This is a genomic window from Crystallibacter permensis (assembly GCF_025960875.1).
Lineage (GTDB): Bacteria > Actinomycetota > Actinomycetes > Actinomycetales > Micrococcaceae > Crystallibacter > Crystallibacter permensis.
In genome coordinates, this window is sequence record NZ_JAODLR010000015.1 from 1 (window position 1) to 26,085 (window position 26,085).

Sequence of the window (26,085 nt, forward strand, 5' to 3'; positions counted from 1 at the left end):
GGCCGAAGACGCCGAGACCGGCAACGCGCACGGGTTCTCCTCCTGCGCCGCAACGGAGATCGCCGCGGCCCTGGCCCAGCCCCGCGGCAGCGCGGAAAAGGATCTGGCCGAGGCCGCGCAACTGTCCCAGCACCTGCCGGCCACGGTGGAGGCGATGACCGCCGGGAACCTGGACCTGCCGCGGGCCACCGCCATCGCCCGCGGCTCCGCCGACCTGCCCGAAAACCTGCTGCCCGCGTTCGAGGCCAAGGTCCTGCCCAAAGCCGGCGAGATCACGGTCGAGAGTGTGCAGGCCCGTGCCCGCAAGGCCCGTGAACGGCTGCACCCGGAAACCCTCACCATCCGCCATGAACGCGCGAACCAGTCCCGGAACGTCGGCCTCGTGCCGCAGGATGACGGGATGGCCGAAGTCTGGTTCCGCTGCAGCGCGGACAAAGCGGTGATGGTGTTCAACCTGGTCCAGGCCCTCGCGAAGAAGCTGCAAGGCCCCGACGAGGCCCGGACCCTGCCCCAGCTGCGCGCCGACGTCATCACCGACCTGCTCGTCAACAACCCCGGCACCTGCAGCGGCGGCAGCGCAGCCACCGGGACCGGAACTTGTACCGGCACGGGGACGGGAACCGGTGCCGGGGCGGGAGTGACCGCCAGTGTCGCGGTCACGTTGTCGTTGGAGACCGCGGCGGGATTGAGCGAGGAGCCCGGCGAACTCGCCGGATACGGGCCGATCCCGCCGGAAATGGCCCGGAACCTCGCCGGACTGGCGAAGTCGTGGCTGCTGGTGCTCACCGATGAATACGATAAAGCGATCGCCGCCGCGAAAGACCTGCGGCATCCGCCCGAATGGCTGAAACGTCTCGTCCGCTTACGTGACGGGCACTGCAGCGGCCCCGGCTGCCGCGTGGAAGCCCGCTTCTGCGAAGTAGATCACACCATCGCCTGGGAAGACGGCGGTAAAACCGTGCTCGAAAATCTCAAAGCCGCCTGCAAACCCGACCACATTTCAAAACACGCCGGCGGCTGGAAAGTCACCCAACACCCAGATGGCAGCACCACCTGGAAATCGCGCACCGGCCACGAATGGACCAGCACCCCCGAAAACAGCTGGTCCATCCGCCCGCCAACCGACCCACCACCGGACCTCTACACCCCACCACCCTTCTAACGCCGACATACAGCGGCGGCGCCACACACCATGACCCGATGTCATGCCTGCAGCAGCTGCGCCACAACGCAAGGTGAGACGCCGCCGTCGTTAGTCGTGGTGGCCGCTCAGGGCGCGACGACGACGTGCTCGTTCGGCACGCAATGCGTCATGGTGAGCCCTTCAACGTTGCGCGGGCCGTTCTTGCCCAGGTTCTTCATCCGCGACACCTCTGCATCGGTGAGCGTCTGCGTCTGCAACGGCCCAAGGTCCTTCACGTCCTCGAGGCTGATACCCAAGCCCTCTCCCACGCGTGAGCCGAGCTCGTCGTCGACCATGTAGAAATGCCAGAGCATGCGTTCCTGGACCTTCCGGTCCGCCTGCGCAATCAGCGTGGTGAAGTTGGTGACGAGGTCATCCTGCTCCCAGTCTTCGAGGAGTTGGTAGCGCTGGCCTGCCTGCTCATAATCATTGGTGCGCGGGATGCGGGCACGAGTCAGCCGGCCGGTGAGTTCCGGGCCTTCAATGTCCTCCGTTTGGTAATGCCCCTCGCGCAGGCCGCCCGTGATGGACGGTTCATAGTTGATGTGCGGGTTCTGTCCTACACCGAGGTCGCGCCCGTAGGACATCTGCCCGCCGGTTTGGTTCGTGGCTACCTGCACACGTCGTGGCGAATTCACCGGCAGCTGCAAGTAGTTCGGCCCCACACGATATCGCTGGGTGTCGCTGTAGCTGAACGTGCGGCCGACGAGCATTTTGTCGTCAGAGAAATCCAACCCGTCCACCAGCACGCCCGTACCGAAGGCGATCTGCTCGTTCTCATTGTGATGGTCAGAGACGTTCTCGTTCAGTGTCATGGTGCCAATGAGTTTGGGCTCGAAGTCCTGTTCCGGCCAGGTCTTCGTGTCATCCAAAGGGTCCCAGTCGAGTTCCGGATGCTCGTCGTCGCTCATCATCTGCACGTAGAGATCCCATTTCGGGAAGTCGCCGCGTTCGATCGCTTCAAACAGGTCCTTGGAGGCATGCCCGGTGTCGTTGGCCTGGATGTTCGCCGCGTCCGCTTCCGTCAGGCTCTTCACGCCCTGGTGCGGCTGCCAGGTGTACTTCACCAGGACCGTGTCGCCCGTCTGATTGCACCACTTGTAGGTGTTGACGCCGAAGCCCTGCATGTGGCGGTAGTCGGCGGGGATGCCGCGGGGGCTGAACAGGTTGACCAGCATGTGCAGGCACTCAGGTGTCTGCGACATGAAGTCGAAAATCCGCGCGGGCTCCTGCCGGAAGGTGATGGGGTCCGGCTTGAGCGCGTGGATCACATCCGGGAACTTGATGGCGTCCCGGATGAAGAACACCGCCAGGTTGTTGCCCACCAGATCCCAGTTGCCGTCCTCCGTGTAGAACTTCACTGCGAAGCCGCGCGGGTCACGGGCTGCTTCCGAGGAGTCGTGGCCGCCGATCACCGTGGAGAAACGCACTGCCACGTCCGTCTTTTTGCCCGCTTCCTGGAACAGCTTCGCCCGCGTGTACTCGGAGATCGGTTCGTCGCCCCACTTTCCGGTGGCTTCGAACGTGCCGAAGGAAACGAACCCGCGTGCGTGGACCACCCGTTCCGGAATGCGCTCCCGGTCAAAGTGGCTGATTTTCTCCAGGAACTGGTAGTTCTCCAGGGTGGCCGGACCGCGTGGGCCAACCGTCCGCTGGTTCTGGTTGTCGTAAACCTGATGCCCTTGCCGGTTGGTCAGGATGGACCGGTCATCGTCTTCTGCTGGTGGCCGATTGGCTGCATCTGTCATGGTCTTACCTTCTTAGGGGAAATGGATGCAAGGTGGCCCGGGACAGGCCATCGCCCGTAGTTACCACTCTGTTACCGGCCGCGGCAGAGGTCAATAGGTGCAGACGCCAAGAGACAACAGCGGTGGATGAACGCACTGGCCAACGCCTCGTGGCCACCAGTCGCTGAGGTCATCAGAGCACCGCTCACCGAGGTCAGTAGGCATCATGAACGACGGCGGGGCGCGCGGCTACCCAGGTCAGGTCCAGCCCGGCGTGCGGGCAGTCGACGGACCATTCCGTGAAACCGGCGGCGAGCGCGTTCGGATCATCCGATGCGAACAGCACTACTCCGGGATAATCGCGCACAACCCGGGCCAGCATCTTTCTGCCGTCCCGGTCCAGGTCCGCATCCAACCTGTTGATCACCAGCACCGGCGGCTCCCCCAGCATTGCCCGGGCCAGCACCAGCCGCGCCCGCTCGGAGGTGGACAGGGGCTCGCCGCCGCGCTTGAGCATGGTTTGCTCGCCCCGTTCCAGCTGGGCAATAGGTCCGGCCAGTCCCACCCGTTCCAAGGCAGCCGATCCTTTCGCCGCGTCCAAATCAGGCCTGCGGTAGCGCACACTGCGCGCGATCGAACCCCGCTCCAGGAAGGCTCCGACAGCGGCATAGCCGACCAGCCGCCGCCGGTCCCGGCCGCCACTGTCCAGCAGCAACATGCCGTCGACCTGCGTGAACGCATCGGGATCGCTGCGCACACCGATCAACGTTTCCAGCAATCTGGTCTCCACCGCCGGATCGGTGGAGCGGATGAGCACCCGCTGCCCCGGCCAAGCCCGAAGCTCCGGGACGGGGCAGTTCCTGCATTCCGACAAGCCCGCCACCAGGAGCGAGCCCGCATCCTCACCGTTCGTCGCCTCATCGTTCAGCGTCTCCCCGTTTGGAGCCTCTTCGTTCGCGCCCACCTCATTCACACCCACCACACCGGCGTGGCCCCCGTAGGCGGCAACCCGCCGTCGTCGTTCGTTTCCTTGCGTTGCCGAAACGGCGAGGGCGGGACCGAGGATCCGGCGTGCGGCCTTGAAGTTCTGCCGGTATTCGACGGCGCGGCCCATGTCGGTAATGGGGGCCGCAATCATGCCGACGATGGTCAGCGCCGCGGCAACAGTCGCCGTCGGAATTGCCTGCCAACTGCCCACGGCGGCGACGGCAGCCGTGCCGAGCGAGGCCGCGGCGGCAGCGGCACCACGGATGGAGCCGGAAGCGGCGGCGCGGTGCACCGCCGCATCGACCACGTTGCGGCCGGCCTTGTCCACCTGCTTGACCTCGCGTTCCTCGCCACCCGCGGCGCGGATCGTGCCGGCTGCCATGACCGTATCGGCGAGCCGTGCCGCGAGCCGCCCGCGTTGGCGCCGCAGGGCACGCGCGCGTTCAAAGGCCGGTCTGGCCAACATCGCCAGGCCTGCGGCCAGGATGGCCAAGGGAACGACGACGGCGAGGGCAAGTCCCGGCGTGAGCAGCCACAGCGCCACCGCGGTGCCGAGGATCAGCGGGATGCCCACGGCCAGCGGAGCAATTCCCATCGCGATCCAGTTGCGCACGCTGGAGAGGTCGTTGGTGCTGCGCGCGATGGTCACGCCAGGGGACGGTCCCCGGTCGGTGGCCAGCGCGGATTTCACCAGGCCCTTGCGGATCTGATGGATGTAGTCCTGGCCGAGCATCTCGCCCAGCACCCGCTCGAGGGCCCGCAGGCCGCCGATGGCCAGCGCGGCCGCGGCCAGTCCGGCGACGAGGGGAACGATCTTCCCGCCACCAGTTGCCGGGGCCTGGTCGAGCAGCAACATCATCAGCAGCGCGCTGGCACCGGTCACCGCCGCCATGGCCAGGCCGGTGCCGACCAGCAGCGCCATCAGCCCACGACGCCGGCCCCTCAGCAGCCTGGGCAGGCCGGACGGAAGATTCTTGCTGGGCATGCTTCGCACCTGCCTTATTTGCGCGCGGGCAACAGGCCCAGGGCCGTTGCCGGGTTACACAGATCGTAGGTATTGATCACGCGGGTGGTGATCACGCCGGCGGCTTCCCGGGCGGCAAGCGGCGAGGCGGTGAGCAGGCCCGAGACTGCCGGCACGGAAACGCCGGCTTCCTGCAGGACGCCGATCCCCGCCGTAGCGCCCAGGGCATCCGCGGCGGCGAACACCACATGGTCGACGGCCGCATGGAAAACCGGGTCATGGAGCAGCCTGCTCGTTTCGCCCTGGTAGACGCCGTCGGCAATTTCCACCACGATCACATCGGTCTCGGCCGTGGTCAGGGTGTCGATGAGACTGGTCAGCAGGCCGCGCACGGTTTCGTAGTCCAGCAGATAAGTGGTCGGGAAACCGAAGTCGGTGAAGTCCAGCACCAGGCGGGCACCGGCGTCGGTGAAGAGGCGCGGATCATTGCCGGAGCCGGTCCCGGTCGCCTTGCCCGCGGAAACCCGCAGGCCTGCTGCGTCCAACCCGTTGACCAGGCAGCCCAGCGTGGTCGACTTGCCGGAATTCATCGAGGTACCCAGCACCGCAATTACCGGCGGCCGGCCGGGCAGTTCAGTGGCGTGGTTGACGGCGTGCGGTGCCAGGTCCTGCAGGTTGACCACGGCGCCGTCCTTGGCTAGCAGGCCGATCGGCTGGATGGTGGTGGCCTTGTCGATGTCCGCGTGCTGTTCAAGGACCCGGGCGGCCAGTCCGCCGCCGGCCACCAAACTGCATTCGCCCAGGTCATCCGGCACGACGGCGAGGAACTGGTCCGGCGCGTAGCGGTTCCCGAAGGCGACCAGGATTTCGTCGCCGGGGAACATGGCCTGGCGGCGCGACGCCGGACTTTCCAGCTTCGTGTGCTTCCCGAGCTCCACAACCCTGGCCAGCACCACGTCGCCGGCGGCGGGGACGGTGTCCAGCAGTTCATACCCTGTCGGATCGAGTGCCAACCGGTCTGCAAGGAACCGGGTGGTGTAGGCCTTCTTGGCCCGCTGCAGCCGCTGTGGATCCGCGGTTACTGCTGTGCCGGCGGTGCTGGTGGTGAGGGAAAGGGCTTCGCTGGGGTGGGCGACGAGTGTCATGGTCTTCTCCTTGGTCCAGGTTTTGCTGTCAGTAATGACTAAACCCAGCCCAGATGAAAGGGACATGATGTACCGATGAGAGTGCTCTCATGAACCGTTTACCCTCGGTTCATGTTGCATGCACCGGTGCTTCAGCCGGCCCTGCCACCTTGGACCGCAATCCCCCGGACCGCCGCACCCATTCGCGCGCCAAGACGCGACGTCGTTTCCTATTGGCACCGCAGTGGGGCAGGATTGATGCAGACAACTGGACATGAGGAGGCCTAAGTGCTGGCACTGGTGCGACACGGTGAGACCGACTGGAATTCGGCTGGACGGCTGCAGGGGCATACGGACATCCCGCTGAACGAGTTGGGCTGCAGCCAGGCTAACGACGCCGGCGCCAAGCTGGCAACGGAAGAATGGAACCTTATGGTTTCATCACCGTTGCGCCGCGCCCGCGAGACCGCGGAGATCATCGGCAAGCACGTCGGGCTGTCGATCTCCAGCACCCTTCCCGGGCTGATGGAACGGGATTTCCGTGACGCCGAAGGCGCCGTCCTCGTAGGCATGGACCGGCCCGAGATCGACAAGTTGCTGCTCGTTTCCGAGCCGGAAGCCGAAGTGGCGGCACGCAGCATTGCCACCCTGCAGGAGCTGGTCCACGCGAACCCGGGCCAGCGCATCATCGTCGTGGCGCACGGCACGCTCATCAGGGTGACAATGGGGCTGCTGCGCGGCGAAGCCCATGCCCACGTCATCAACGGTGAAGCCATCGAGCTGGACCCCGACCTGCTGCTCGGGTTCAAGGCGGAGCAAGTCGCCGGCTAGTTCAGAGCAGCGACTGGATCACCAGTGTCCACCGGTCCAGCCATTCGCGCGAGCTTTCCGGGTCTTCCCAGGACTTCTCGTTGAGGTACAAACCCTGGACCGGAACCGTGGCACCGAGCTCAACGAGTACCGGTTTGAGCAGCAGCTCCGGGGCCAGCGCGTGGACCGGGCCGGCTCCGAGCATCAACGGCACCGCGACAACGCCTTTGAGCCCGTCGCCGGTAGCAAACTGATCAAGGAAGAGTTTGAGCACTCCGGTATAAGTGGCCTTGAAGGTCGGCGACGCGAAGATCACCAGATCGCTGGACTGGACTGTCTTCACGGCCGCCGCCACGGTGTCGTCGCCCCACCCCAGCAGGCCCGGCCCCAAAGTGATGACGTCGATGGCATGGTCCACCGGGGCTCCGGTGATCTGTTCGGCCACGAGCCGGGCCGCGACAAGGGTCCGGGAGGCCGGCTTCGGGTTTCCTGCAACTACGGTAACGGTCATACAGGGACGCTACCGCTCTGCCCCGGCCGCGGGGAGCCACGTGTCAGGACGTTACAAGCCCGGCTTCGCTGCCACCCGTTCGCATGATGGACGAATGCTTTTATTCGGCGTTACACTGAATGACCAAATCAGCACCCTTAGCAACTGAATAACGCATGTCCTCTCTGACCCTGCGTCCGGGCGGACGAATCATCAGGCCTTCCAATACGCCCATCCCCAGGACCGTTAGGACATCTGCCATGCGTGAGAATAGGTACACGGCCACAGCCAAAGCCAACAGCAAGCATCCGTACGACTGGGGCCGCGCCATGGCCCTGGCAGTCTCCAAGCTATTGCACCAGGCAGAGGATGACGGCCTTGCCACCCAGCGCCGGAACCTCTACGACGAGGACCTGCGCCTGAGGATCAGCGAACTGGCGGACGGCATCCAGATCACACTCTCCTGGTCCCCCGCGGCAGCACCCGCGGCCGACTCCGCAGCCACCTCCCCATTGACCGTGGAACGCGTGACCATGGCCTAAGGTCAAGAGCCGCACCGAATGCCGGCGCGGCTCTTAGCATTCCTGCCGGCTCAGTTGCCTTCCGAATAGCTGTCCGCCGGGACCGCAATCTGGAATCCGCAGGCGCAACGGAGCACCAGCGTGTCCAGTTCGACATGCGGCAGCGCGTCCGCCTCGGGATCATGGTTGAGCACCGGATCGTAAATGGGACGCTGAGCGGAATCAAATGGCCGCATCGGCTCGCCGCAATGGATGTAGGCGGTATCGATCGCCACCAGCCAGCCTGCCTCATCGGTCGAGCCCAGCCATGGCTTCCGGGTCTGATGCCCGTAGAAGCTCTCGCACTCGGCACAGGAATAGCTGATGTTCCACAACGGATGCCCGCTGAGATCCTGCTCCTCCGCGGGCTCGACCTCTTCAACAATCAAATAGTCGTCTGTGGCGCAGACCGAGCACCAAGGATCAGAGACTTCGTCATCCCTGCCGATGGGCCGGTAGCGCTCTTTGTGATTAGGCATTACCACTCTCACTCTCACTCCCTCACAGAAGTTCAATCTGGACTTTGCTACGCCAACCCCCAACTAAATCCGGTCTAACTACCACTAAGTATACTTAGCGGTTCAACTTACAGTGTAAACCCGAGAGCCGACCACAGAGCGCGAACCGCATGAACTCGCCAACTTTGCCTCCCGATTTAGTTTGATTGGCACAATCAAACTTTAGGACGTATCCTCATCATGTGCAAAAGATTCAAGGGGCCGGAAGCCAGGCTGACACCGGCCCAACCGCGGGCGATAAAGTGCGGTCCAGCGTCACCCAATTGATCCGTTGGGCTGCGCGTTCGCAGGTCCGTAAAGAACTGTTTGGCCCCGCCGCTTCAGACATGTCCCCCAACGATGTGGCGCTGCTGGACTACATCAGCAAAAACGGTCCCGTCCGCGTCTCCGAACTTGCCGTCCAGCACGGCGTCGATAAATCCACCATGACCCCGCAGGTCCGGCGGCTCGATGACAAGGGGCTCGTGGACCGCCAGTCAGATCCTGGTGACGCCCGGGCAACCCTGGTCAGCACCAGCGAAGAAGGCCGCGAGATGCAGCGCCAGATCGGTGCGGCCGGAGCCGATCTCTTTGACGAGGTCCTGGCTACCTGGTCCGCGAAGGACCGTGAAACACTTGCGCGTATGCTGGACCGCTTCGTCCAGGAACTCGCTGACCACCAAGAAACCGGTTTCGAACCAGTCCCCGAAGGAAACACCAAGTGAGCGTCCCCGCCCCCGCCAGGAACATACAGGAGTTCAAGACCAGCCCTATGACTCGATTGCTCCTTGCTCTGGATATCTGGCGGCGCCGTGCCCGTGAGGCCAGCCTTGGCCTCCCGCTGGGAATCCTGGCTGTCACGGCCACCTTTTGGCTTGTGGTCTGGCTGGCGGACCATGCCCTGCAGGGCTCGATCTCCCCCGTGGGCGTACTCGTCCGGATCTACGGGACAGGCGCATTTGTCACGTTGACGCTGCTCATGGTCGCGATCGCGGTCTGGATGATCGTTCAGAGGTTAGGTTACCGAGAGGTGTTCTTCGACGGGCAGGACGACAGCACAGAACAGCCGCTGCCGGCCCCGATGTGGGATTCCTCCATCCCGGACTTCACCGGACAAATCACTAAACTGGTTTCTTCCATGGATGCCCCGGTCTCCCCGCTGGCTCATACTACCTCGACCGATCCAGCCGTCGAAGCACCGTCAGAGAGCGGCATGCCGACAGACCAGCCCACGACTTCCAGCAAGCAGACCGCGCCCTCGGCCCCTGCCGCACCTGCCGGGCAAACATGCGAAACTGCGGAGCCAACAACCGCAGCCCCAGCAACCGAAGTTCCCACCACCGCCAAACGGCCAGCGCCGGCCAAGAGTGGAACGAGCCTCAACGCGAAGGCGCCTGCGGCGAAAGCCGCCACAGCGAAAGCGTCCAAAACGAAGCCGCTGCTGAAACGCAAAGGCCGGACAAGATCGCGGCCATAGCGGACCAGTACACCATTGGGAACGCCACAGGTAGGAACGCCACAGGCCTCTTGACGGCCTACTGAACCTGGAGGATAGTCCAACTGGTTGGGGTTTGTTTCCAGTAATTGGAAAACCGACTGGTGGACCGGAAGGACGCAGGGCTTGGGGCCGATGTTTCTACCGGCTCATGCGGACGTGGCATTGAATACCTTCGGATCCGGGCTCACGGTCCCGGGTCATTGGCTGAGCCGGAATGGTTGGAGCTCGTCATGCTATCTCTTGAAGAAATACAAACATTGGCTGCCTTGGTCGCGGGACCTGTTACGGCACCTGGGGCGCCGGGCTACGCGGAGGATACCGCCGCGTTTAATCTCGCTGCCGTATATCGACCGGACGTGGCCCTTGGTGCTATGAACGCCGCTGATGTTGTGGCGGGCATACAGTGGGCTGCAGCTCGCAATATACCCATCGCGGTCCAAGCCACCGGTCATGGAGCCAACAGTTCCATCGAAGGCGGTCTGCTGATCAATACCAGCCGTATGCAGGACCTGCAGATCGATTCGGTGGAACGGACGGCGCGGATCGGTGCCGGAGTGAAATGGCGCAGCTTGCTGGCAGCCAGCGTCCCGCTCGGCCTGGTCGGCCTGCACGGTTCGAGTACCGACGTCGGCGTCGTCGGCTATACGCTCGGCGGAGGGTTGCCTCTTCTCGGCCGCGCATACGGTTTTGCCGCCGATCATGTACGAAGCTTCGAGATCGTCACACCGGACGGCGTGCTGCGCCACGTGGACGCGGAGCATGAGCCGGAATTGTTCCGCCTGCTACGCGGCGGCAAAGGCAACTTCGGTATCGTAACCTCCTTGACCTGCAACCTTCTGCCGGTTGACGAGTTCTACGGCGGTGGCATCTTTTTCCCCGGGACAGATGCAGCCAACGTACTCTCCACGTTCAACCGTTGGTGGCCGACCCTGCCCACCAAGGCAGCGACCTCTATCGCGCTGTTGCGGCTCCCGGATCTGGAGTTCGTTCCGCCACCCTTGCGCGCGCAATTCGTCGTTCACCTCCGCTTCGCTTATCCCGGCCCGCAGGAGGAAGCCGAGGCCCTGTTGGCGCCCCTGCGCATGGTTTCATCACCGGTCATGGATATGGTCGGGCCGATGAGTTATCTGGACGTGGATATGGTGCACTTCGACCCACAGGAACCGCTGCCATACGAAGAAGCCGGCGCGCTGCTGCACAGTTTCGACGGCGATGCCGAGGCGGCCTTCCTCGCCGCGGCTGGTCCGGACTCGGACTGCCCCCTCATTCTGATCGAGCTTCGTCCACTCGGGGGCGCGCTCTCCCTGGGTGGCGTCGGAACGGACGCGGTTTCCGGACGAGACGCCGCCTTCTCTCTGCTTGCCATTGGCTTGACGGCCCCGCCCATAGCAACTGCCACTACCGCGGCCATCCGGTCTCTGTTGCAAGCAATGGCGCCCTATTCCACCGGCCGGACGCTGGTGAACTTCCATGGAACGCCTGGGGACGCCACGGACCGTGCCCGTGCTTGGTCCCCGCAAGCGTACGAGGAGCTCGCTGCAGCCAAGAGCCGCTGGGATCCCGCGAACCTGCTGCGCTTCGGCCATACGATCAGGACGGAGGCAGTACAGGGTCCGGAAAGAGCGGATCGTCCAGCTCCCGCTCCACCCGCCGGGCTATCCTAGGCAGGATGCAGACCTTCCTGCCCTTTCCTGACTTTGCTGCCAGCGCGGCCGTCCTCGACGGGCCGCGCCTGGGCAAGCAACGGGTGGAGACATTGCAGATCCTGCGCGCGTTGGTTGTCCCCGACTACGGTTGGCAGCGGCATCCGGCAGTGCGGATGTGGATGGGGTACGTGCCGGCGCTGGTCCGCTACGGTTTAGCGATGACGGACGAATGGCTGGCACGCGGCCACGCAGACGGCACCCGCGGTTTGATCCTTGAATTCGCACCGGAAGCTGAAAGCGCGGCGCCGGCGGCGCCGCCGTGGCTGGGCGATGAAGATTTTCACCGCGCCCATCGTTCCAATCTGATCCAGAAGGATCCGGGATTCTACCGCCCCCGCTTCCCGGGCACTGCCGATGCCCTCCCCTATATCTGGCCCGAACCGTCCACCGAACTGGTCCCCGCTCAAGTCACCGGTCCGCGCCTGTGGATAGCCCGCACTCACGGCGGGCAAGGCGCAAAGCCGGGCACCGCCGTCGTTAGTCTTCCTGCCTTGACGCCCGCCGGGGTGCCGGTGCGGGGGAAGAAGGCCAGGCAGTTGGATGCGCTGCTCAACGAAGCGAACGACGGCGACCTGGCCGCCTTACCGCTCGACGGCGGCTTGCGCTTCGCTACCGGTACGCTCGGTCCGGTCACCGGGACGGCGGACGCGCTCGCGCGGACATTGGTGCTCAGCGGGGAAATCAGCCGGACGGATTTTGACTGTCCCGCCTTGCTGCAGGACCCGCGCCTGTTCTTCGCCGTCCCGCTTCCGGCAGTTCTCCGCGGCGCCCCGGGGCCGTGTCCAACCTACCGTTAGTCCGCCGGGTTCAACTGCGCGGCAGCCGCCGCCTGATGGTCGGGATTCCCTGTTGTCATCGCATACACGCCGTAGCTGATCGGTGCGGCGGCCATTAGCTCCGCGCATTGGTCGGCCAGCCGCGGCGGTACGCGTCCGCCGTCGTCAAGATAGCTGCGTACGGTGAGGTCAAAAGCCTCCGGGGTGGAAACCATGTGGTGGAACATGAAGTCCAGCGCCGGATCCGCCACCTTGGCAGTGGTCCAGTCGAGGACGGAACGGATTTCGGCGTTCTCGTCCAGCAGCAGGTGCGCCGGGTAGAGCTCGCCATGGGTGAAGACCGTGAAGTCCGGCCAATAGCTGTCCTCGGCCAGCCAGGCGTTCCAACGTTCCAGCAAGTTATCGGCAATCTGGAATTCGGCCTCCACCTTGGCCAGATTGGTGCGCCATTCCTCGCGCACCTCCTCCGGGGTCAGCGTGGGAATGCCGGCGGCATGGGCCTGCTCTGCGTCGATCCGGTGCAGCTGGGCGATCAGCCGACCCAGCGCGGCACAATAGGTTGACGATTCGCGGTCGAAATGCCAGACGGGCTGGCCGTCCTCCACCGTCAGGCCCGGCTCCCCCGGCAGCGCCGGATACGCGACCAGCGAGCGGCTGCGGATCCGCCAGTCCGGCACCGCGGCGGAAAGTTTACCTTTGACCAGCTTGAGGATTTTCGCTTCGTCGGCGATCTTGGCGGAGACGTCCGGCCGGCGCGGGATCCGCAGGACCCAGTGCTTGTTGTCCCTGGCGACGGCGAACGCCACCAGGTAATCCAGGCCGGCCTCATTGAACGTGACGCTGGTGGAATCGATATTCAGTCCGTGTTCCTGGGCCAGTTCCGCGACCGAGGCGGCGGTGAATTCCGGTTCGTCTGACATGGCGGTCCTCCTTGCGTTGGTGCCACTGTACCGAACGGATGCTGGCGTGGCCTGGCGACAAAACGGTTTCGGCCCGCACGATGCCAAAGACGGCAGCCGGCGGGTTACCGTTCATGGGCTTGTGCGAGATCCGCTTCTATCCGGTGGGCAGCCTGCATAAGAGCGGTGCCGAAGTCCAAGCCGGGCGATTCCTTGATCCGGCTGAGCGGCATGGCGAGACAGATCGTGGCAATCATCTGGGTTCGTGACAGCACCGGCGCACTCACGGAGCCAAGACCGGGTGTCCTCCTGCCGACAGATTCCACCCAACCGTTCGCCGCCAGTTCCTCCAAGGCTTCTGCCTCTCTTGCCAGGAGACGTCCGCTCGACCCTGCGGGTAACGTCAGGCGTGAGCCCTCGGGCAGGGTTGCCTTCAGCTCATGCTCACTGTCAACGCTGAACTGGCAAATGCGTTCATCCCCGCGGCGGATCCACAGTTGGGCGGTCTCCCCCGTGGTATCGCGCAATTCGGTCAAAACCGGCAGCGCCGCATTCTCCAGCACGGTATGGACAAATCGATGGCCTAACTGGAAGCCGCCGCTTTCGTTGCGGCGCAGGAAGCCGTATTCCACCATCGCGCGCCCGCTCAAGTGAGACCGTTGCCAAACCGCTTCGCGGCTTGAATGCGTTTGGCTGCAACATGTCCTGTTCCGCCGGGCCCCGGAGTGCTTCACTGGAAGGTACGACGGCGGGCAAGCCTCCTTTCGCTCCCACTGGAGGTATTCGAACGGGCAAGATCATCCTGATGCAGTCGGTGTCGTTGGACGGGTTTTTCGAGGGGCTGGACCGGGACATCAGCTGGCAGCTGGTGGATGACGAACTCCACCGCCACTTGAACGAGCAGTTCCGGACGATGGGAGCCTTCATGTTCGGGCACGTCACCCATGAGCTGTTGGCCGCTTACTGGCCCACAGCCGACCAGGATCCGGACCTCTCGGCGGAACTCGTTGAGTTCGCCGGGATCTGGCGCGAGATGCCCAAGTTCGTCTTTTCACGGACCCTCACGCAGGCAAGCTGGAACACCACGGTGATTCACGACGTCGTGCCTGAACAAATCTCGGAACTGAAAGTGCAGCTCCGGGGCGACATCGCCCTTAGCGGAGCCAATTTGGCCTCTACTTTCATGCGGCACGGCCTGATCGACGAGTTTCAAATTCGTGTCCACCCCGTGGTTCTGGGGCAGGGGCGGCCGCTGTTCGAGTCCCCTGATAGCCGGCTGAGCCTCAGGCTCGAGGAGACACGAGCGTTCGGCAACGGCGTGGTTTTGCTCCGCTACTCCCGCGACGACGCTCAAACCTCCTTGGGCTATAGCAACACGTCCTAGCGCTGGTTTGCGCTGACCTTCGGCAGGGAGGGCGCGGCGATGATCCCGGCGATCCAGAGCCGGGCCGACCCCTTCAGATTAACGCTGCCGATCTGCCTGCCGGTCCTGACGCGGGAGTGCGGGCGGGCCTATGCTGAAGGGCAACCGGCCCTTTGCCACGAGACTGCTGCCAAGAGAAGAGAGAAACCATGGCCTCCGATCCGCGCACGCCCGATAACGTTCCCGCCCGTGAAGAGTCGGGGCACGAGGAACCCACCAAGCCCGGCGCTTCAGGCACTTCCAGCCGCGGCACCGTTCCCGGTGCTTCCGGCGGTGCAGTGGTGCCGAAAGGGAAAGCAGGGAAAGAGAAGGGCAGGGCCGGGAAAGAAGAACCCAAGCGGCCCGAGCCGGCGGACAGGGACGTTGAGGAGAAGCCGCGGATAACCCGGGCCGGCATGATCTGGACCGCCACGGTAGCGGGCCTGATTCTGCTGGTGCTGCTGATCATCTTCATCGCCCAGAACCAGGACCAGGTCACACTGCGCTACTTCGCATTGGAGGGCAGAGTCAACCTGGGTCTGGCCCTGTTTATTGCGGCAGTGGGTGGCGGGCTCTTGACCGCCATTGCCGGTGCTGCCCGGATCATCCAGCTTCGGGCCGTTGCGCACAAGGACCGGAAGCGGAAACGGAATCAGACCCGCTGAACGTCACCCGGTTAGCCTCAGCCGATGACGGTCAAGGCCCTGGGCACCGACTCCACGACCACATCCGTTTCGGCGCTGACGGTCATGACTTCGCCGTCGGTCTGGACGGGGATGCTGTCCGTTGTAGTGAAGGCGTAGCTGCTGACGCTGGGCTGTTCGCCCAGGCCTACCGTGACGGCGCGGAGGGTCATGAGCGCAATGCGCCATTTACTGGCGTGCGGCAGCATCACCACTTCGAACCTTCCGTCCGCTGGATCTCCGGATTCGCTCACCCGGCCGTATTTGGCCATCTCCGGGATGTTGGCCAGCACCAGGCTGTCCAGCCTGGCCCGGGCGCCATCGGCGCGGGCAATTTCGAAGGGCCGCAGTCCGGCAACCGTGCGCGCTACGGAGATCAGCTCCTTAATGACCCCCTTCTGGCCCCCTTCGATACCGATCGCCATCAGCGGCGTCAGGCCGAACCCGATATAGGAGTGGGCGTAGCGTGACCATGCCTGCGGCCCATCGCCAACGCGCAGCCTGAGCAGATCGATCTGCCGAACCTCGCCGTCCACAATCGCTTCGATCAGGGCCTGCCTGCGGGTGCTGCGGCGGTGGTCGTTGGCATTGCCGCCGGCCATGACCGCGCAGACGGCCTGCGTCTCAGGAACGTCCATCACGCCGTTCACCACTTCATTGAAGCCGCCGTCGCCGCTGATGGAGACGATCAGCGGCCAGCCCTCCCCGGCTGCGGCGCGCGCCAGCTCGCGGGCATGGCCGGCCGACTTCGTGTGCCGCAGCTGGACTGGCACAGCGGGCAGCCGAAGGGCCAGGTCCTCGCGCAGCTGCTCGGCCAGGTAGAACGGGAACTTGACGGCATCCGGGTTGTAGATCAGCACAATCCGTTCGAAACGTCCTGAAGGAGAACTACTCATACGGCCAGCTTAATCACGTCGAACCGATGGCGTGCGCCATTGCGGGAGGACGGGCGGACGTGCGCTGAGCAATCGAGCCCAAGGAGGCACCGCCGTCGTCGTCTTTGTTTGCGGTTGTCCGGGCGGGTCAGGCGTGGACGTCGTCGGCGGCGGTTCCACGGCGCAGAGTCTCTCCCCGGAAGAAGCCCGGGTGCCGCTTGTACATCACGAACATCAGCACCGCGCCGAGCAGGATCACGCCGCAGCCGAGGATGAAGACCAGCCCGACGCCGCCCACCGATGAGCCGGAGCCGTAGGCCGGATCCAGCGAGTCCTTGGCGGTCTGGAAGAACATCACCAGCAGGATGATCCCGCCGAGCAGCGGCGAGAGGAAACTGAAGAAAAAGTTCCGGGCGCCGGCGAATGCTTCGGCGCGGAAGTACCAGACGCAAGCCAGCGCGGTGACGCCGTAGTAGAAGCAGATCATCATGCCCAACGCGGTGATGGTGTCCCAGAGCGCGTTCTCGGACAGCACCCGCGTGACCGTGTAGAACGCTCCGGAAGCGATGGCCGCGGCCACCGTGGCGTAGCCCGGGGAGCGGAAGCGCGGGCTGATCCGCCCGTAGCTCGCCGGCAGTGCGCGGTAGTGGCCCATGGCGAGCATGGTCCGCGCCGGGGATACGAACGTCGACTGCAGGGAAGCAGCCGAGCTGCTCAGCACGGCCAGCGACATCAGGATGGCAAACGGTCCCATCACCGGTCCGGCCAGGGCGGCGAAGATGCTTTCCTGGTTCTCCGGGTTGCCGGCGCCGAGACCCTCGGTCCCGATCCCGGCGTAGCTCAGCACGGCCAGCGCCATGAGCATGTAGAGCACCACGATCACGAAAATGGTGGCGGCAGCGGCGCGGCCAGGGGTCTTCTCCGGGTCCTTGGTCTCCTCGTTCATGGTCAGGGTGACGTCCCAGCCCCAGTAGATGAAGATGGACAGCGAGACGCCGGCGGCGAAGGTCGAGAAGGAGTCCACCGCGAACGGATTGAACCACTCGGCGCTGATGGCCGATGAGTCGAAGGCCGTCCCGTTGCCCACTTAGACAAAGGCGGCGACGGCGAACCAGGCGAGCACCAGCAACTGGAAGCCGACCAGGATGTACTGCAGCTTCTTGGTGGTTTCCATGCCGCGGTAGGACACCCAGCACGCCAGCGAGATGAACACCAGGGTGGTGGCGATGTTCAGCGGAACGTTCCCGGCCAGCGCGGCCAGCGAAGCGTTCCCGGTGACCTGCGCCAGCATCAGGTAGAAGAACTCCACCGCAACGGCGGCCAGGTTCGAGAGCACGATGATGGTCGCCGCGACCAGTCCCCAGCCGCCCATCCAGCCCACCCACGGACCGAAAGCGCGGGTGGCCCAAGTGAACGAGGTGCCGGAATCAGGCATCGCGTTGTTCAGCTCGCGGTAGCCCAGCGCCACCAGGAGCATCGGAATGAAGCCGACAAGGAAGATCGCCGGCAGCTGCACCCCCACCTGGGCAATGGTCGGCCCCAGCGACGCGGTCAGCGTGTAGGCCGGGGCGATGCAGGAAACCCCAATAACGACGGCGCCAAGCAGCCCGACCGTACCGCCCTTCAGGCCCTTGCGGCTCAGCCCGGACACCCTCCGGGTGCCGATAGATTCACTCATGGCTAGCCATCCTTGTTTGTGTCCGCCGGTGTGGTCCGGTCGGACCGGTAGTTGCGCGGTACCACGACCATCGGTACGGGCAGCGTCCGGAGCACCTTGTTGGCCGTTGCGCCCAGGAAAAGCCGGTTGTTCCGGGCCAGGCGGCTGGAGCCGATCATCATTAGCTCCCCCTCGTCCCACTCCAGTCCCTCGATGGCATCCTCAATGGTCCTGCCGTGGGCAACCGTCCTGGTCACTTTGCCGGGAAGCTGTGCTGCAGCCGCGGCAAAACGCTCGGACATGTTGGCTTCTGCGGCGCGGACGGCTTCGGGATTATCCGGGTCCAGGGCCACCAGGGACACCAGCCGCAGTGGCAGCGACCGCCAGGATGCCGCCCCTACCGCTGCCTGCAGAACGTCGTCGGCGCCGGGCCTGGTTCCGATCCCGCAGGTCAGGCGCGTGATGGGCTCCTGCCGCCGGTAGCCCTTGGGCGCCAGCGCCACCGGCACGTCGGCGGCGTGCAGCAGCGTCGAGGAAACGCTGCCGACGCTGAACCGGCGCAGCAGACTGCTGCGGGCAGCGCCCACCACGATGACCGCGGCGGAGAAGTCGCGCGCGGCCTCGATCAGGCCCTCGGCGGTTGACTCGGCCTGGCGTACATGGGCCTTCGCTGTCACATCATGGGGCACCAGCGCGAGGCCCTCGGCCAGCCACTGATCGAGCTGCTCTGCCAGAATCCGTTCGTAGCCCCGGCCCGACGGCGGATAGGTTCCGGCATAGGGCGAGTCCGGCGATTGGACCATGACCAGGTCCAGCGAGGCCTGCTGGCTGCGGGCCAGGGCCACGGCCAGATTGACCGCGTCCCTGCCGTTCTCGGTGGCCGTGTAGCCGACGACGTACCTGCGCATGCTGCTCACGCCCCGTGGTGCGCGGTCCCGGCACGCTCCCCGGCCGCGGTTTGAGCTGCGCCAAGAATCCGGGCGGCGGTTTGCTGGCCCATCCGGACGGCTCCGTCCACATGCTGGTATCCCTCGGCCGCCAGGTCCGAGCAGGACCAGTAGATCGGGCCGACCGGCGTGAGCTGGTCCTTGCCGTAGCGGTGCAGCCCGCCCAGGTCGTAGCTGGCCGCATAGGCTCCGCGGGTCCATTCCTCCGAACCCCAGTCGGATTCGTAGTAGACCACCGGCTCCAGCGCCTTCGGACCAAGGTATTCCGCCACTGCACCCAGGACGGCGGCCCTGCGGTCCTCCGCGCTGAGCTCGAACATGGCATCGGCCTTTTCATCGGAGATGAAGCCGACCAGGGTGCCGCGCGGATCCTGGTAGTTGGTGTTGTCGTAGACTTCCTGCACCACGGAGGCCGGGCTGAAACAAGTGCCGGATAGGCCCTCTTCGCGCCAGAACGGAGTCTCGTAGACGGTGTGGATCTTGATGACCAGGCCCAGCGACTGGTGCTGGTGCATCTGGTGCTGGCGGCGCGGCAGCGGCGGCTCAAAGGAGACCCGCGAGTACAGGTTCGGCGGCACAGCCATGATGGCGTAGCGGGCACGCACGGTAACGGAATCCGAAATGGCGGTCACGCCGTCGTGCGTTGAATCCGCGGCAGCAGTGGCGGCATCCGGTGCCTGCCCCGCCCACCGCAGCGTGCGCACCGGGCTGTTGAGTACGACGTCGTCCCCCAGCTTTGCGGCGAGGCGTTCCGACACCTGCTGCATGCCGCCGATAACGCGCTTGTCCAGGATGAAATTGTCATCGACCAGGTTGCTGAAGGATCCGGCGGAGGCCGCCATCAGCACGGCCTGCAGCGCGGAGAAGGAGTGCGCGGGCTTGGTCAGCATGCCGCCGGCAATGAAGAGGCCGATGTTGTTGCAGGCGTCCTCGTCGCTGGACTGCTTGCGGAGCCAGTGGTGGAAGGAAATGGTGTCCAGTTCGCGCGCCATCGGGTGGGTCCACGGCGCGTCGGGGCCGGCCTCCGCGGCGAGGGTGTCCAGGATGCCGATCAGGCGGTCCATTTCGGCCTGCGTCCGCTCGCTGACCGGGAACAGCTCGCCGGTGTAGCGCTTCCGCTTTGCGTCCGGACCGATGTAGATGGATTCACCGTGGCGGTAGCGCGGGAACGTTTCCAGGCCCAGTTCGTCCAGCAGCCCGAGCAACGCGGTCTGGTCCGGCGAGACCCACTGGCCGCCGATTTCGAGCATGGCGCCGTCGATGGTGTCGGTCCAGGTACGGCCGCCAACACGGTCGCGCGCCTCCAGCACGGCGACGCTCAGGCCGGCTTTCTTCAGCTCCCAGGCGGCGGTCAGTCCGGAGGGTCCTGCGCCGATAATAACGACGTCGCGTTCCATGGTGCTCACTTTTTCACTCCCAGTGTGTTTCGGAATAAATGAATAACGTTCATTTACTTTAACTGTAGCCGGTGGCTGGGCGGATGGGAAGCGGAACGTAGGATATTTTTAGCGGCCCGCACCGGGCCGGTTGATAAACGAGCCACAAGGAGGCCCGCCATCGCGGTTTCAGCATCGGGGACGCACCGCTCTGCCGGACGCCCGGCACAGAAGGTCCTGTCCAAGGAGCTCATCACGTCGGCGGCCCTGAAGCTGATCGAGGCCAGCGGCTACGACGCCCTGACCATGTCCGCCCTGGCCAAACGCCTGGGCGTCGCGCCGTCCGCGCTGTACAACCACGTGAAGTCCAAGCACGATGTCCTCCTGCTCCTGCAGGACCACCTGATGAACAGGGTGGACGTCAGCGGCTTTGGCACGCTGCCCTGGCCGGAGGCCGTTCGCAATTGGGCCTGGTCCTACCGCGACGTGTTCACCCAGCACTCCCCGCTGATTCCCGTCATCGCCGTGCTGCCCGTGACCGGTGCACCGCGTACCCTGCAAATGTATGAAGAACTGACCCGCGGCTTTCTCGACGCCGGCTGGCCCGAGCCTTTGGTGGTTCCCGCGATCGTCGCCTTGGAGTCCTTTATCTTCGGCTCCGCCTTTGACGTGGCTGCTCCCGAGGACATTTTCGAAACCGGCGAACTGGCCGATTCCAGCCCGCACTTCACCGCGGCTGTCCGGGCCCGCCAATTGCCGGCAGACGGAGCACCGGCGGATGCAGCCTTCCGGTTGGGGCTCAACGGGCTCATCTCCGGACTGGACGCCCAGCGGCAGGCATGGGCCGACGCCCCCAGCACCGCCGGGTAACTGAGTGAATCCATTGTGCAGATGAGGCGGTATGGACCATGGGCAAAAGTCGCCTGACCTGCACGATAAACGGCAAAGCATGATCTGCCATCGACCAGGGCCAGCCCTCGTCGTTGTCCGAGTCAGTCGGAGGTGGTCGCTTCCGGGCGGTCCAGGCCCTCGAACGGTTCCAGCGCCGCCAGGAACTGTTCGCGGTCTTCATTCCGGACAGTGGTAGCGCCGTAGGAGATGGTGATGGAACGCGGATTCCAGCCGTACTCGATGCTGCCCTTCATCTCCTCGACGGCCTCGCCGGTCGGGTCCCGCTCCACATCGGTCAGCGTGAGGCTCACCCACTGGGACTGGCCGTAGGCGTCGCCGAACCACTGCCACTGGTGTTGCAGCTCAGTTGAGCCGAGGCGTTCGGCGGTCTCTTCGGCAAGGGCCGGTTCAAGGTTCCCCAGCTCAAGCTTGCCGAGGCCGTAGGACTCGGTCACCTCGGACACGATGTCCACGGCGCGCTGCCAGTCCTGGGGATCTTCGGGAACGGCCAGGCTTTCGCGCGGCACCGAGTTGAAGGAGACGTAGAGCGAGTCGCCGCCGTAGCCGTTGCCCTCCTGGGGAAAGAAACTTTCGCCGTCGTCGGGCCCGTCTTCCCAGGCGTGCCCGAACTCGTCCGTCAGCCGCGCCTCGATCTCACCGAGCAGCTTCCCTGAAACGGCCTCCAGTTCTTCGGCCGGCGGAGCCTGCAGCACGTCTTCCGCTGCGGTGTACGCATGGCCCGGGTACTCTGCCCAGTCAACGGTGATCTCCTGGCCGCCTGCCTGATAGGTGGTTGTCGGCGAGGATGCGCAGCCTGCGAGCAGGACGGCGAGCGCGGCTGTGCCTGCCACCCGGGCTGCGTGATCAGAGCGGACCCTCGTCCCCTCCCGGTTCTCCGTCATTCCGCTATGTCCGCACTGTGCCGCTCTCCGCCGCTGCCGAGCAGGCTGCGGGTCAGCGCCGCGCTGTCCGCCATCAGCTCCTCGACGGCGGAGAGCAGGTGCTCGTCGGCCACGTCGGCTCCCGCGAGCGCCGCTGCGACAACGGCGCGGCGGACCAGCTCCTTGGCCAACGAGGCGGTTGTCCCCGCGGTCCGTTCCGCTGTCACGCTGATGGCCTCCGCGCTGAACGCGATTTCGCGTGCATAAAGTTCCAGCAGCGCAGCGCGTTCATGTACTTCCGGCAGGGGAATCTCCACGGCCAGGTCCACCCTGCCCGGCCGCTGCGCCAGAGCACGCTCGAGCATGTCCACCCGGTTGGTGGTGAGGATAAAGGCCACGTCCGCATCGTCGTCGAGACCGTCCATGGCGTCCAGCACTTCGAAGAGTAGCGGCTGCGGGCCATGGCCAAAACTGCGGTCTTCGGCGATGAGGTCGCAGTCCTCCAGAATGACCATCGACGGTTGCAGTGCCCGTGCCATTCTGGCCGCCTCGGCGATATAAGCCAGCGAGCCGCCGGAGAGGATGATCGCCGTCGTTCCTTTGCTGCGGCCCAGCAGATAGCGCACCGTGTGGGTCTTGCCGGTACCGGGTGGCCCGTAGAGCAGGATGCCGCGTTTGAGGTGCTGGCCGAGCGCCTCGAGCTGCTCCCGGTGCTCGGCCATACCGACGGCGTGGTCTGATACTTTCTCGAGCAGGCCCTCGGGCAGGATGACGTCCGCGGCCGTGAGGGAAGGCCGTTCGTGGAAGGTCACGCCGGCGCCGCTGGAGCCGTACTCATCCATGGTCAGCGAGACCACCTGGCCCTTAAGGACGCTGCGCGTCTGCAGCTGGGTGCGCAACACGGACAGGAATTCCGCGGCGGCGCTCGGCTCGGGCGAAAGGACCTCCAACAGCGCTGTTGGCCGGCCGAAGCGGGGGCTTGCTTCCCGCTGCAGCACGGCGAGCGGCACGCCGGAGCGGGTGATCAGGCGGATCCCCAGGGCCACCACCTGACGCTGCTCGCTGGGGCCGATGGCAAGGTTGGTGTAGTCCGGCTGGGCGAGCGGAAATTGCGGGAACATTTGGGCCTGCTGCAGCATGTCGCTCAGGGAAGAGTGGTGGCGCTGGTCCCCGCCGCCGATGCCGACCAGCCGCTGCTCCGGATCCTCCGCTGCCAACTCGGCGAGCAGGATGTCCACGTCCGCAAAGCGGTGTGCGGAGATTTCCTCCACGACCACCGGGACTTCATTTGCAGGCAGCCCGAGGTGCTCCGACAGCGTGTTCAGCAGCTGCTCGCCGCGGGGAAACCGCTGCTGCCGCGCCTGCGCCAACTGCACCAGCGCGGCGAAATCGTCCATGAACTTCCCCAGGCCCTCGGTCATGGCTTGACCCTACCAGCGGGACTCGCCGCGGCGGAGAGCCGATGCCGTGGACGAAGGCAACGAAGGCAAAGTACGAGCGGAGCTTCCTTCTAACGTTCGTAAGATTGACTCATGGCCGCTCCGGATTAGCGCTGTCGGCTGCGCAGGACGCCTCGTAGATACAAAACAGCACTTCGGAAAGCAGGCATTGTGAGCGCAGACTGGATCTTCCACTCCGGTCGGATTTTCGACGGGCAGCAGATCCATCCGACGGCGACGGCGGTAGCGGTCAAGGACGGCCGGATCACCGCCGTGGGCACCGAAGCGCAGGTGCGCGAAGCTGCCGGAACCGCCGCGGAAACAGTGGACCTGGCCGGACGCTTCCTCACTCCCGGCTTCACGGACGCACATGTCCATGCCGTCTATGGCGGCGTGGAGCGGCGCGGCTGCGATCTGTCCGAGGTCTCCGGGCTGGACGCCATCTTGGCCCGCCTCGACGCCTACGCTGCCTCCACCGAAAAGAACTGGATCACCGGCGGAGGCTGGCACAAGGCGGACTTCCTCAATGGCTACCCCACGCGTGACCTGCTCGACGCGATCGTGCCGGACCGCCCGGTCTACCTCATCAACGCGGACCATCACAGCGCCTGGGTCAATACCCGTGCGCTGGAACTCGCCGGGGTGGATGCGGCAACGCCAAACCCCGCGGACGGCTGGATCGAGCGCGGTCCGGACGGTTTTCCCACCGGTACGCTGCACGAGGGCGCGATGGACCTGGTCAACAGGCTCCTGCCGCCACTGACCGACGAGGATCTCTGCGGCGGACTGCTCGAGGCCCAGCGCTACCTGCATTCGGTCGGCGTTACCGGCTGGCAGGAAGCGATCCTCGGCAGCTACGCGGGCTACCCGGACGCCAGCAGCGCCTACCGCACTCTGGCCGGCCGCGGCCTGCTGACCGGCAGGGCAACCGGCGCACTCTGGGTGCCGCGCACTACTACCGCGGACAACATCGCCGAACTGGTTGCCGATTTCGAAGAACGACGCCGGGCCAACGGTGCCGCCGGATTCGTCACCACGAGCGCCAAGATCATGGTGGACGGCGTGCCGGAGAACCGCACGGCCGCGATGCTGGATCCTTACCTCCGTCCGTGCCGTTGCGGGACCTCGGACGGCACGGGACACTATGCCGTGCCCGCCCAGGACGCGGACGGGGAGGACAACGGGTTGCTGTACCTGCCCAAGGAGGTGCTGACCGATGTCGCCACCGCTCTGGATGCGGCCGGATTCGACCTGCACCTGCACGTGATCGGCGACCGCGCCGTACGGGACGGGCTGGACGCCGTCGAGCACGCCCGCCGCAGCAACCCCCAAACCCGCGGACGCCATCACATGGCGCACCTGCAGATCATCCATCCGGAGGACATCGCCCGTTTCGCCGCCCTCGACGTGACGGTCAACGCCCAGGCGCTCTGGGCCTGCAATGACGACCAGATGCTGCAACTGACGGTGCCGCTCATCGGTGAGGAACGCGCCGCCTGGCAGTATCCCTTCGGCTCGCTGCTGGCGGCCGGCGCCACCATGGCGATGGGCTCGGACTGGCCCGTGTCCACACCCGATCCCTGGCAAGCCATCCACGTGGCGGTCAACCGCGCCTACCCCGCCTACCCCGACGCGCCGCCCCTGCTGCCGGAGCAGGCTATCTCGCTGCAGACCGCTCTTTCGTCCTACACAGCGCGCTCGGCTTGGCTGAACCGCAACGACGACGGCGGCGCCATCGCGGTGGGCAAGGCCGCCGATCTGGTCGTACTGAATGCGGATCCCTTCCGGCTCGACCCGGCCGAGCTGCATACGGTCAGCACCGACTTCACCATGGTGGCGGGGGCCGCGGTCTATACCGGATAGCCAAGGAAGCGAAGTCATGAGCCGGCCCACATCTACGACGACGCCAAACGCCATTTTCCACAGGAACGGATCGCCGCAGCGCGGGCAAGGCTCGTCGTCACGATTACTACCGAACACTCCAACGAACTATGCCTGAAACTGACGCTTGATTGCGCTGACGGCCCTGTGCAGGATCTTCGCTGAGTGGGAACATAGGAGCATGAGTGGGACATTTCAGGTAGTCATGGGAGAACGCGGCCGGCTGGTCGTGCCAGCTGAGCTGCGCGAGCGCCTCCATCTTGAGGCTGGAACGGTGCTGATTCTGCTCGAAACTCCGCAAGGGGTGGTTTTAGCAACGCGTGAACAGATCAAGCAGCTCGTGCGCGGCCAACTTGAGGGCACGAATATCGTAGCCGAGCTACTCGCCGATCGGCGCCGACAGGCGGCCGCCGAAGATGCTGCATGAATCTCTTTGACGCCTCCGCCTTACTGAGTTTTCTCGCCGCGGAAGACGGCGCCGACATTGTCGAGGAGCAATTGGTCAAAGGCGGAGCCTGCAGCGCCGCCAATTGGTCGGAAACCGCGCAAAAACTGCTGTCCAAAGGCAAGGACTGGGAGCTGTCGCGTCGCTTGCTTTTGAGCTACGGCCTCGTGATTGAGCCGGTCCACGCATCCGACGCCGAGCAAGCCGCCCATCTTTGGCGCCGGGGCAGCGGCCTGTCTCTTGCGGATCGTCTCTGTCTCGCTACGGCCGAACGACTTGATGCCCTCGTCTGGACCGCCGATACGGCGTGGGGCGCGGAGGGAAGAATCAGACAAATCAGATAGGACCGCCTCAACTGAACTCGCGGCATCCGCAGTTTAACGAACG

General features: G+C 65.1%; 25 protein-coding genes and 1 pseudogene. 13 read left to right on the forward strand and 13 right to left on the reverse strand.

Features of this window, described 5'->3' with window-relative positions; translation table 11 throughout:
* Positions 1–1,162, forward strand: a 1,162-nt coding sequence (locus B0G38_RS15880) for an HNH endonuclease signature motif containing protein (RefSeq protein ID WP_264670301.1), incomplete at its 5' end; no start/stop codon positions are given.
* 107 nt (positions 1,163–1,269) lie between these two features.
* Here the strand turns inward: B0G38_RS15880 and B0G38_RS15885 are convergent.
* The 3 genes from B0G38_RS15885 to B0G38_RS15895 form a co-directional block, all read right to left on the reverse strand.
* The gene (locus B0G38_RS15885) at positions 1,270–2,931 is read right to left on the reverse strand and encodes a catalase (protein ID WP_264670302.1); all 1,662 of its coding nucleotides are present in this window, start codon (positions 2,929–2,931) and stop codon (positions 1,270–1,272) included.
* 193 nt (positions 2,932–3,124) lie between these two features.
* On the reverse strand, positions 3,125–4,882 hold the full coding sequence (locus B0G38_RS15890; RefSeq protein ID WP_264670303.1) for an ABC transporter ATP-binding protein: 1,758 nt from the start codon (positions 4,880–4,882) through the stop codon (positions 3,125–3,127).
* Between the two features lie 14 nt (positions 4,883–4,896).
* The gene (locus tag B0G38_RS15895) at positions 4,897–6,006 is read right to left on the reverse strand and encodes a DUF1611 domain-containing protein (RefSeq protein ID WP_264670304.1); all 1,110 of its coding nucleotides are present in this window, start codon (positions 6,004–6,006) and stop codon (positions 4,897–4,899) included.
* 267 nt (positions 6,007–6,273) lie between these two features.
* Between B0G38_RS15895 and B0G38_RS15900 the strand changes: the two genes are divergently transcribed.
* Positions 6,274–6,816, forward strand: coding sequence for a histidine phosphatase family protein (locus B0G38_RS15900; RefSeq protein WP_264670305.1), 543 nt, complete (start codon positions 6,274–6,276; stop codon positions 6,814–6,816).
* A gap of 1 nt (position 6,817) precedes the next feature.
* On the opposite strand, the gene B0G38_RS15905 is transcribed toward B0G38_RS15900, so the two are convergent.
* Positions 6,818–7,306, reverse strand: coding sequence for an NADPH-dependent FMN reductase (locus B0G38_RS15905; protein WP_264670306.1), 489 nt, complete (start codon positions 7,304–7,306; stop codon positions 6,818–6,820).
* A 239-nt stretch (positions 7,307–7,545) separates the two neighbouring features.
* On the opposite strand from B0G38_RS15905, the gene B0G38_RS15910 reads away from it, so the two are divergent.
* Entirely contained in the window at positions 7,546–7,827 is a 282-nt protein-coding gene (locus B0G38_RS15910; protein WP_264670307.1) for a hypothetical protein, read from the forward strand.
* Positions 7,828–7,877: 50 nt separating this feature from the next.
* Here B0G38_RS15910 and B0G38_RS15915 read toward each other — a convergent pair whose 3' ends face one another.
* Entirely contained in the window at positions 7,878–8,324 is a 447-nt protein-coding gene (locus B0G38_RS15915; protein ID WP_264670308.1) for a hypothetical protein, read from the reverse strand.
* Positions 8,325–8,689: 365 nt separating this feature from the next.
* Between B0G38_RS15915 and B0G38_RS15920 the strand changes: the two genes are divergently transcribed.
* The 4 genes from B0G38_RS15920 (at position 8,690) to B0G38_RS15935 (ending at position 12,343) form a co-directional block, all read left to right on the forward strand.
* The gene (locus B0G38_RS15920) at positions 8,690–9,067 is read left to right on the forward strand and encodes a MarR family winged helix-turn-helix transcriptional regulator (RefSeq protein ID WP_169991265.1); all 378 of its coding nucleotides are present in this window, start codon (positions 8,690–8,692) and stop codon (positions 9,065–9,067) included.
* Positions 9,064–9,819, forward strand: coding sequence for a hypothetical protein (locus B0G38_RS15925; RefSeq protein ID WP_264670309.1), 756 nt, complete (start codon positions 9,064–9,066; stop codon positions 9,817–9,819). The genes B0G38_RS15920 and B0G38_RS15925 overlap by 4 nt, the downstream gene beginning before the upstream one ends.
* Before the next feature lie 251 nt (positions 9,820–10,070).
* A complete protein-coding gene (locus tag B0G38_RS15930; RefSeq protein WP_264670310.1) occupies positions 10,071–11,504 on the forward strand; it encodes an FAD-binding oxidoreductase in 1,434 nt (477 codons plus the stop codon).
* A 5-nt stretch (positions 11,505–11,509) separates the two neighbouring features.
* Positions 11,510–12,343, forward strand: coding sequence for an MSMEG_6728 family protein (locus tag B0G38_RS15935; protein WP_264670311.1), 834 nt, complete (start codon positions 11,510–11,512; stop codon positions 12,341–12,343).
* Here the strand turns inward: B0G38_RS15935 and B0G38_RS15940 are convergent.
* Together B0G38_RS15940 and B0G38_RS15945 are read right to left on the reverse strand one after the other, a co-directional pair.
* Positions 12,340–13,242 carry a macrolide 2'-phosphotransferase gene (locus tag B0G38_RS15940; RefSeq protein ID WP_264670312.1) on the reverse strand — a complete coding sequence of 301 codons (903 nt, stop codon included), beginning with the start codon at positions 13,240–13,242 and terminating at the stop codon, positions 12,340–12,342. The genes B0G38_RS15935 and B0G38_RS15940 overlap by 4 nt on opposite strands.
* Before the next feature lie 104 nt (positions 13,243–13,346).
* A complete protein-coding gene (locus B0G38_RS15945) occupies positions 13,347–13,871 on the reverse strand; it encodes an IclR family transcriptional regulator domain-containing protein (protein WP_264670313.1) in 525 nt (174 codons plus the stop codon).
* 155 nt (positions 13,872–14,026) lie between these two features.
* Here B0G38_RS15945 and B0G38_RS15950 point away from each other — a divergent pair, with 155 nt between their 5' ends.
* Together B0G38_RS15950 and B0G38_RS15955 are read left to right on the forward strand one after the other, a co-directional pair.
* Positions 14,027–14,605 carry a dihydrofolate reductase family protein gene (locus B0G38_RS15950; RefSeq protein WP_264670314.1) on the forward strand — a complete coding sequence of 193 codons (579 nt, stop codon included), beginning with the start codon at positions 14,027–14,029 and terminating at the stop codon, positions 14,603–14,605.
* 188 nt (positions 14,606–14,793) lie between these two features.
* Positions 14,794–15,288 carry a LapA family protein gene (locus tag B0G38_RS15955; RefSeq protein ID WP_264670315.1) on the forward strand — a complete coding sequence of 165 codons (495 nt, stop codon included), beginning with the start codon at positions 14,794–14,796 and terminating at the stop codon, positions 15,286–15,288.
* Between the two features lie 17 nt (positions 15,289–15,305).
* Here B0G38_RS15955 and B0G38_RS15960 read toward each other — a convergent pair whose 3' ends face one another.
* From B0G38_RS15960 to B0G38_RS15975, 4 genes and pseudogenes are all read right to left on the reverse strand, one after another.
* Positions 15,306–16,202, reverse strand: a complete 897-nt coding sequence (locus B0G38_RS15960; RefSeq protein WP_264670316.1) for a diacylglycerol/lipid kinase family protein — start codon at positions 16,200–16,202, stop codon at positions 15,306–15,308.
* Between the two features lie 127 nt (positions 16,203–16,329).
* Positions 16,330–17,859 (reverse strand): annotated as a pseudogene (locus tag B0G38_RS15965) (APC family permease).
* A gap of 2 nt (positions 17,860–17,861) precedes the next feature.
* Positions 17,862–18,746: a universal stress protein gene (locus tag B0G38_RS15970; RefSeq protein ID WP_264670400.1), complete on the reverse strand. Its 885-nt coding sequence runs from the start codon at positions 18,744–18,746 to the stop codon at positions 17,862–17,864.
* 5 nt (positions 18,747–18,751) lie between these two features.
* The gene (locus B0G38_RS15975) at positions 18,752–20,191 is read right to left on the reverse strand and encodes a flavin monoamine oxidase family protein (protein WP_264670317.1); all 1,440 of its coding nucleotides are present in this window, start codon (positions 20,189–20,191) and stop codon (positions 18,752–18,754) included.
* Between the two features lie 222 nt (positions 20,192–20,413).
* Between B0G38_RS15975 and B0G38_RS15980 the strand changes: the two genes are divergently transcribed.
* Positions 20,414–21,031 (forward strand): TetR/AcrR family transcriptional regulator, encoded by a 618-nt coding sequence (locus B0G38_RS15980; RefSeq protein WP_319801261.1) that lies wholly within the window; start codon positions 20,414–20,416, stop codon positions 21,029–21,031.
* A 122-nt stretch (positions 21,032–21,153) separates the two neighbouring features.
* On the opposite strand, the gene B0G38_RS15985 is transcribed toward B0G38_RS15980, so the two are convergent.
* Positions 21,154–21,903: a hypothetical protein gene (locus tag B0G38_RS15985; RefSeq protein WP_264670318.1), complete on the reverse strand. Its 750-nt coding sequence runs from the start codon at positions 21,901–21,903 to the stop codon at positions 21,154–21,156.
* A gap of 47 nt (positions 21,904–21,950) precedes the next feature.
* Positions 21,951–23,354: an AAA family ATPase gene (locus B0G38_RS15990; protein WP_264670319.1), complete on the reverse strand. Its 1,404-nt coding sequence runs from the start codon at positions 23,352–23,354 to the stop codon at positions 21,951–21,953.
* A 189-nt stretch (positions 23,355–23,543) separates the two neighbouring features.
* On the opposite strand from B0G38_RS15990, the gene B0G38_RS15995 reads away from it, so the two are divergent.
* The 3 genes from B0G38_RS15995 (at position 23,544) to B0G38_RS16005 (ending at position 26,042) form a co-directional block, all read left to right on the forward strand.
* Positions 23,544–25,235, forward strand: a complete 1,692-nt coding sequence (locus B0G38_RS15995; RefSeq protein ID WP_264670320.1) for an amidohydrolase — start codon at positions 23,544–23,546, stop codon at positions 25,233–25,235.
* Between the two features lie 199 nt (positions 25,236–25,434).
* Positions 25,435–25,680, forward strand: coding sequence for an AbrB/MazE/SpoVT family DNA-binding domain-containing protein (locus tag B0G38_RS16000; RefSeq protein ID WP_264670321.1), 246 nt, complete (start codon positions 25,435–25,437; stop codon positions 25,678–25,680).
* A complete protein-coding gene (locus B0G38_RS16005) occupies positions 25,677–26,042 on the forward strand; it encodes a PIN domain-containing protein (RefSeq protein ID WP_264670322.1) in 366 nt (121 codons plus the stop codon). The genes B0G38_RS16000 and B0G38_RS16005 overlap by 4 nt, the downstream gene beginning before the upstream one ends.
* The last annotated feature ends 43 nt before the right edge of the window (positions 26,043–26,085 follow it).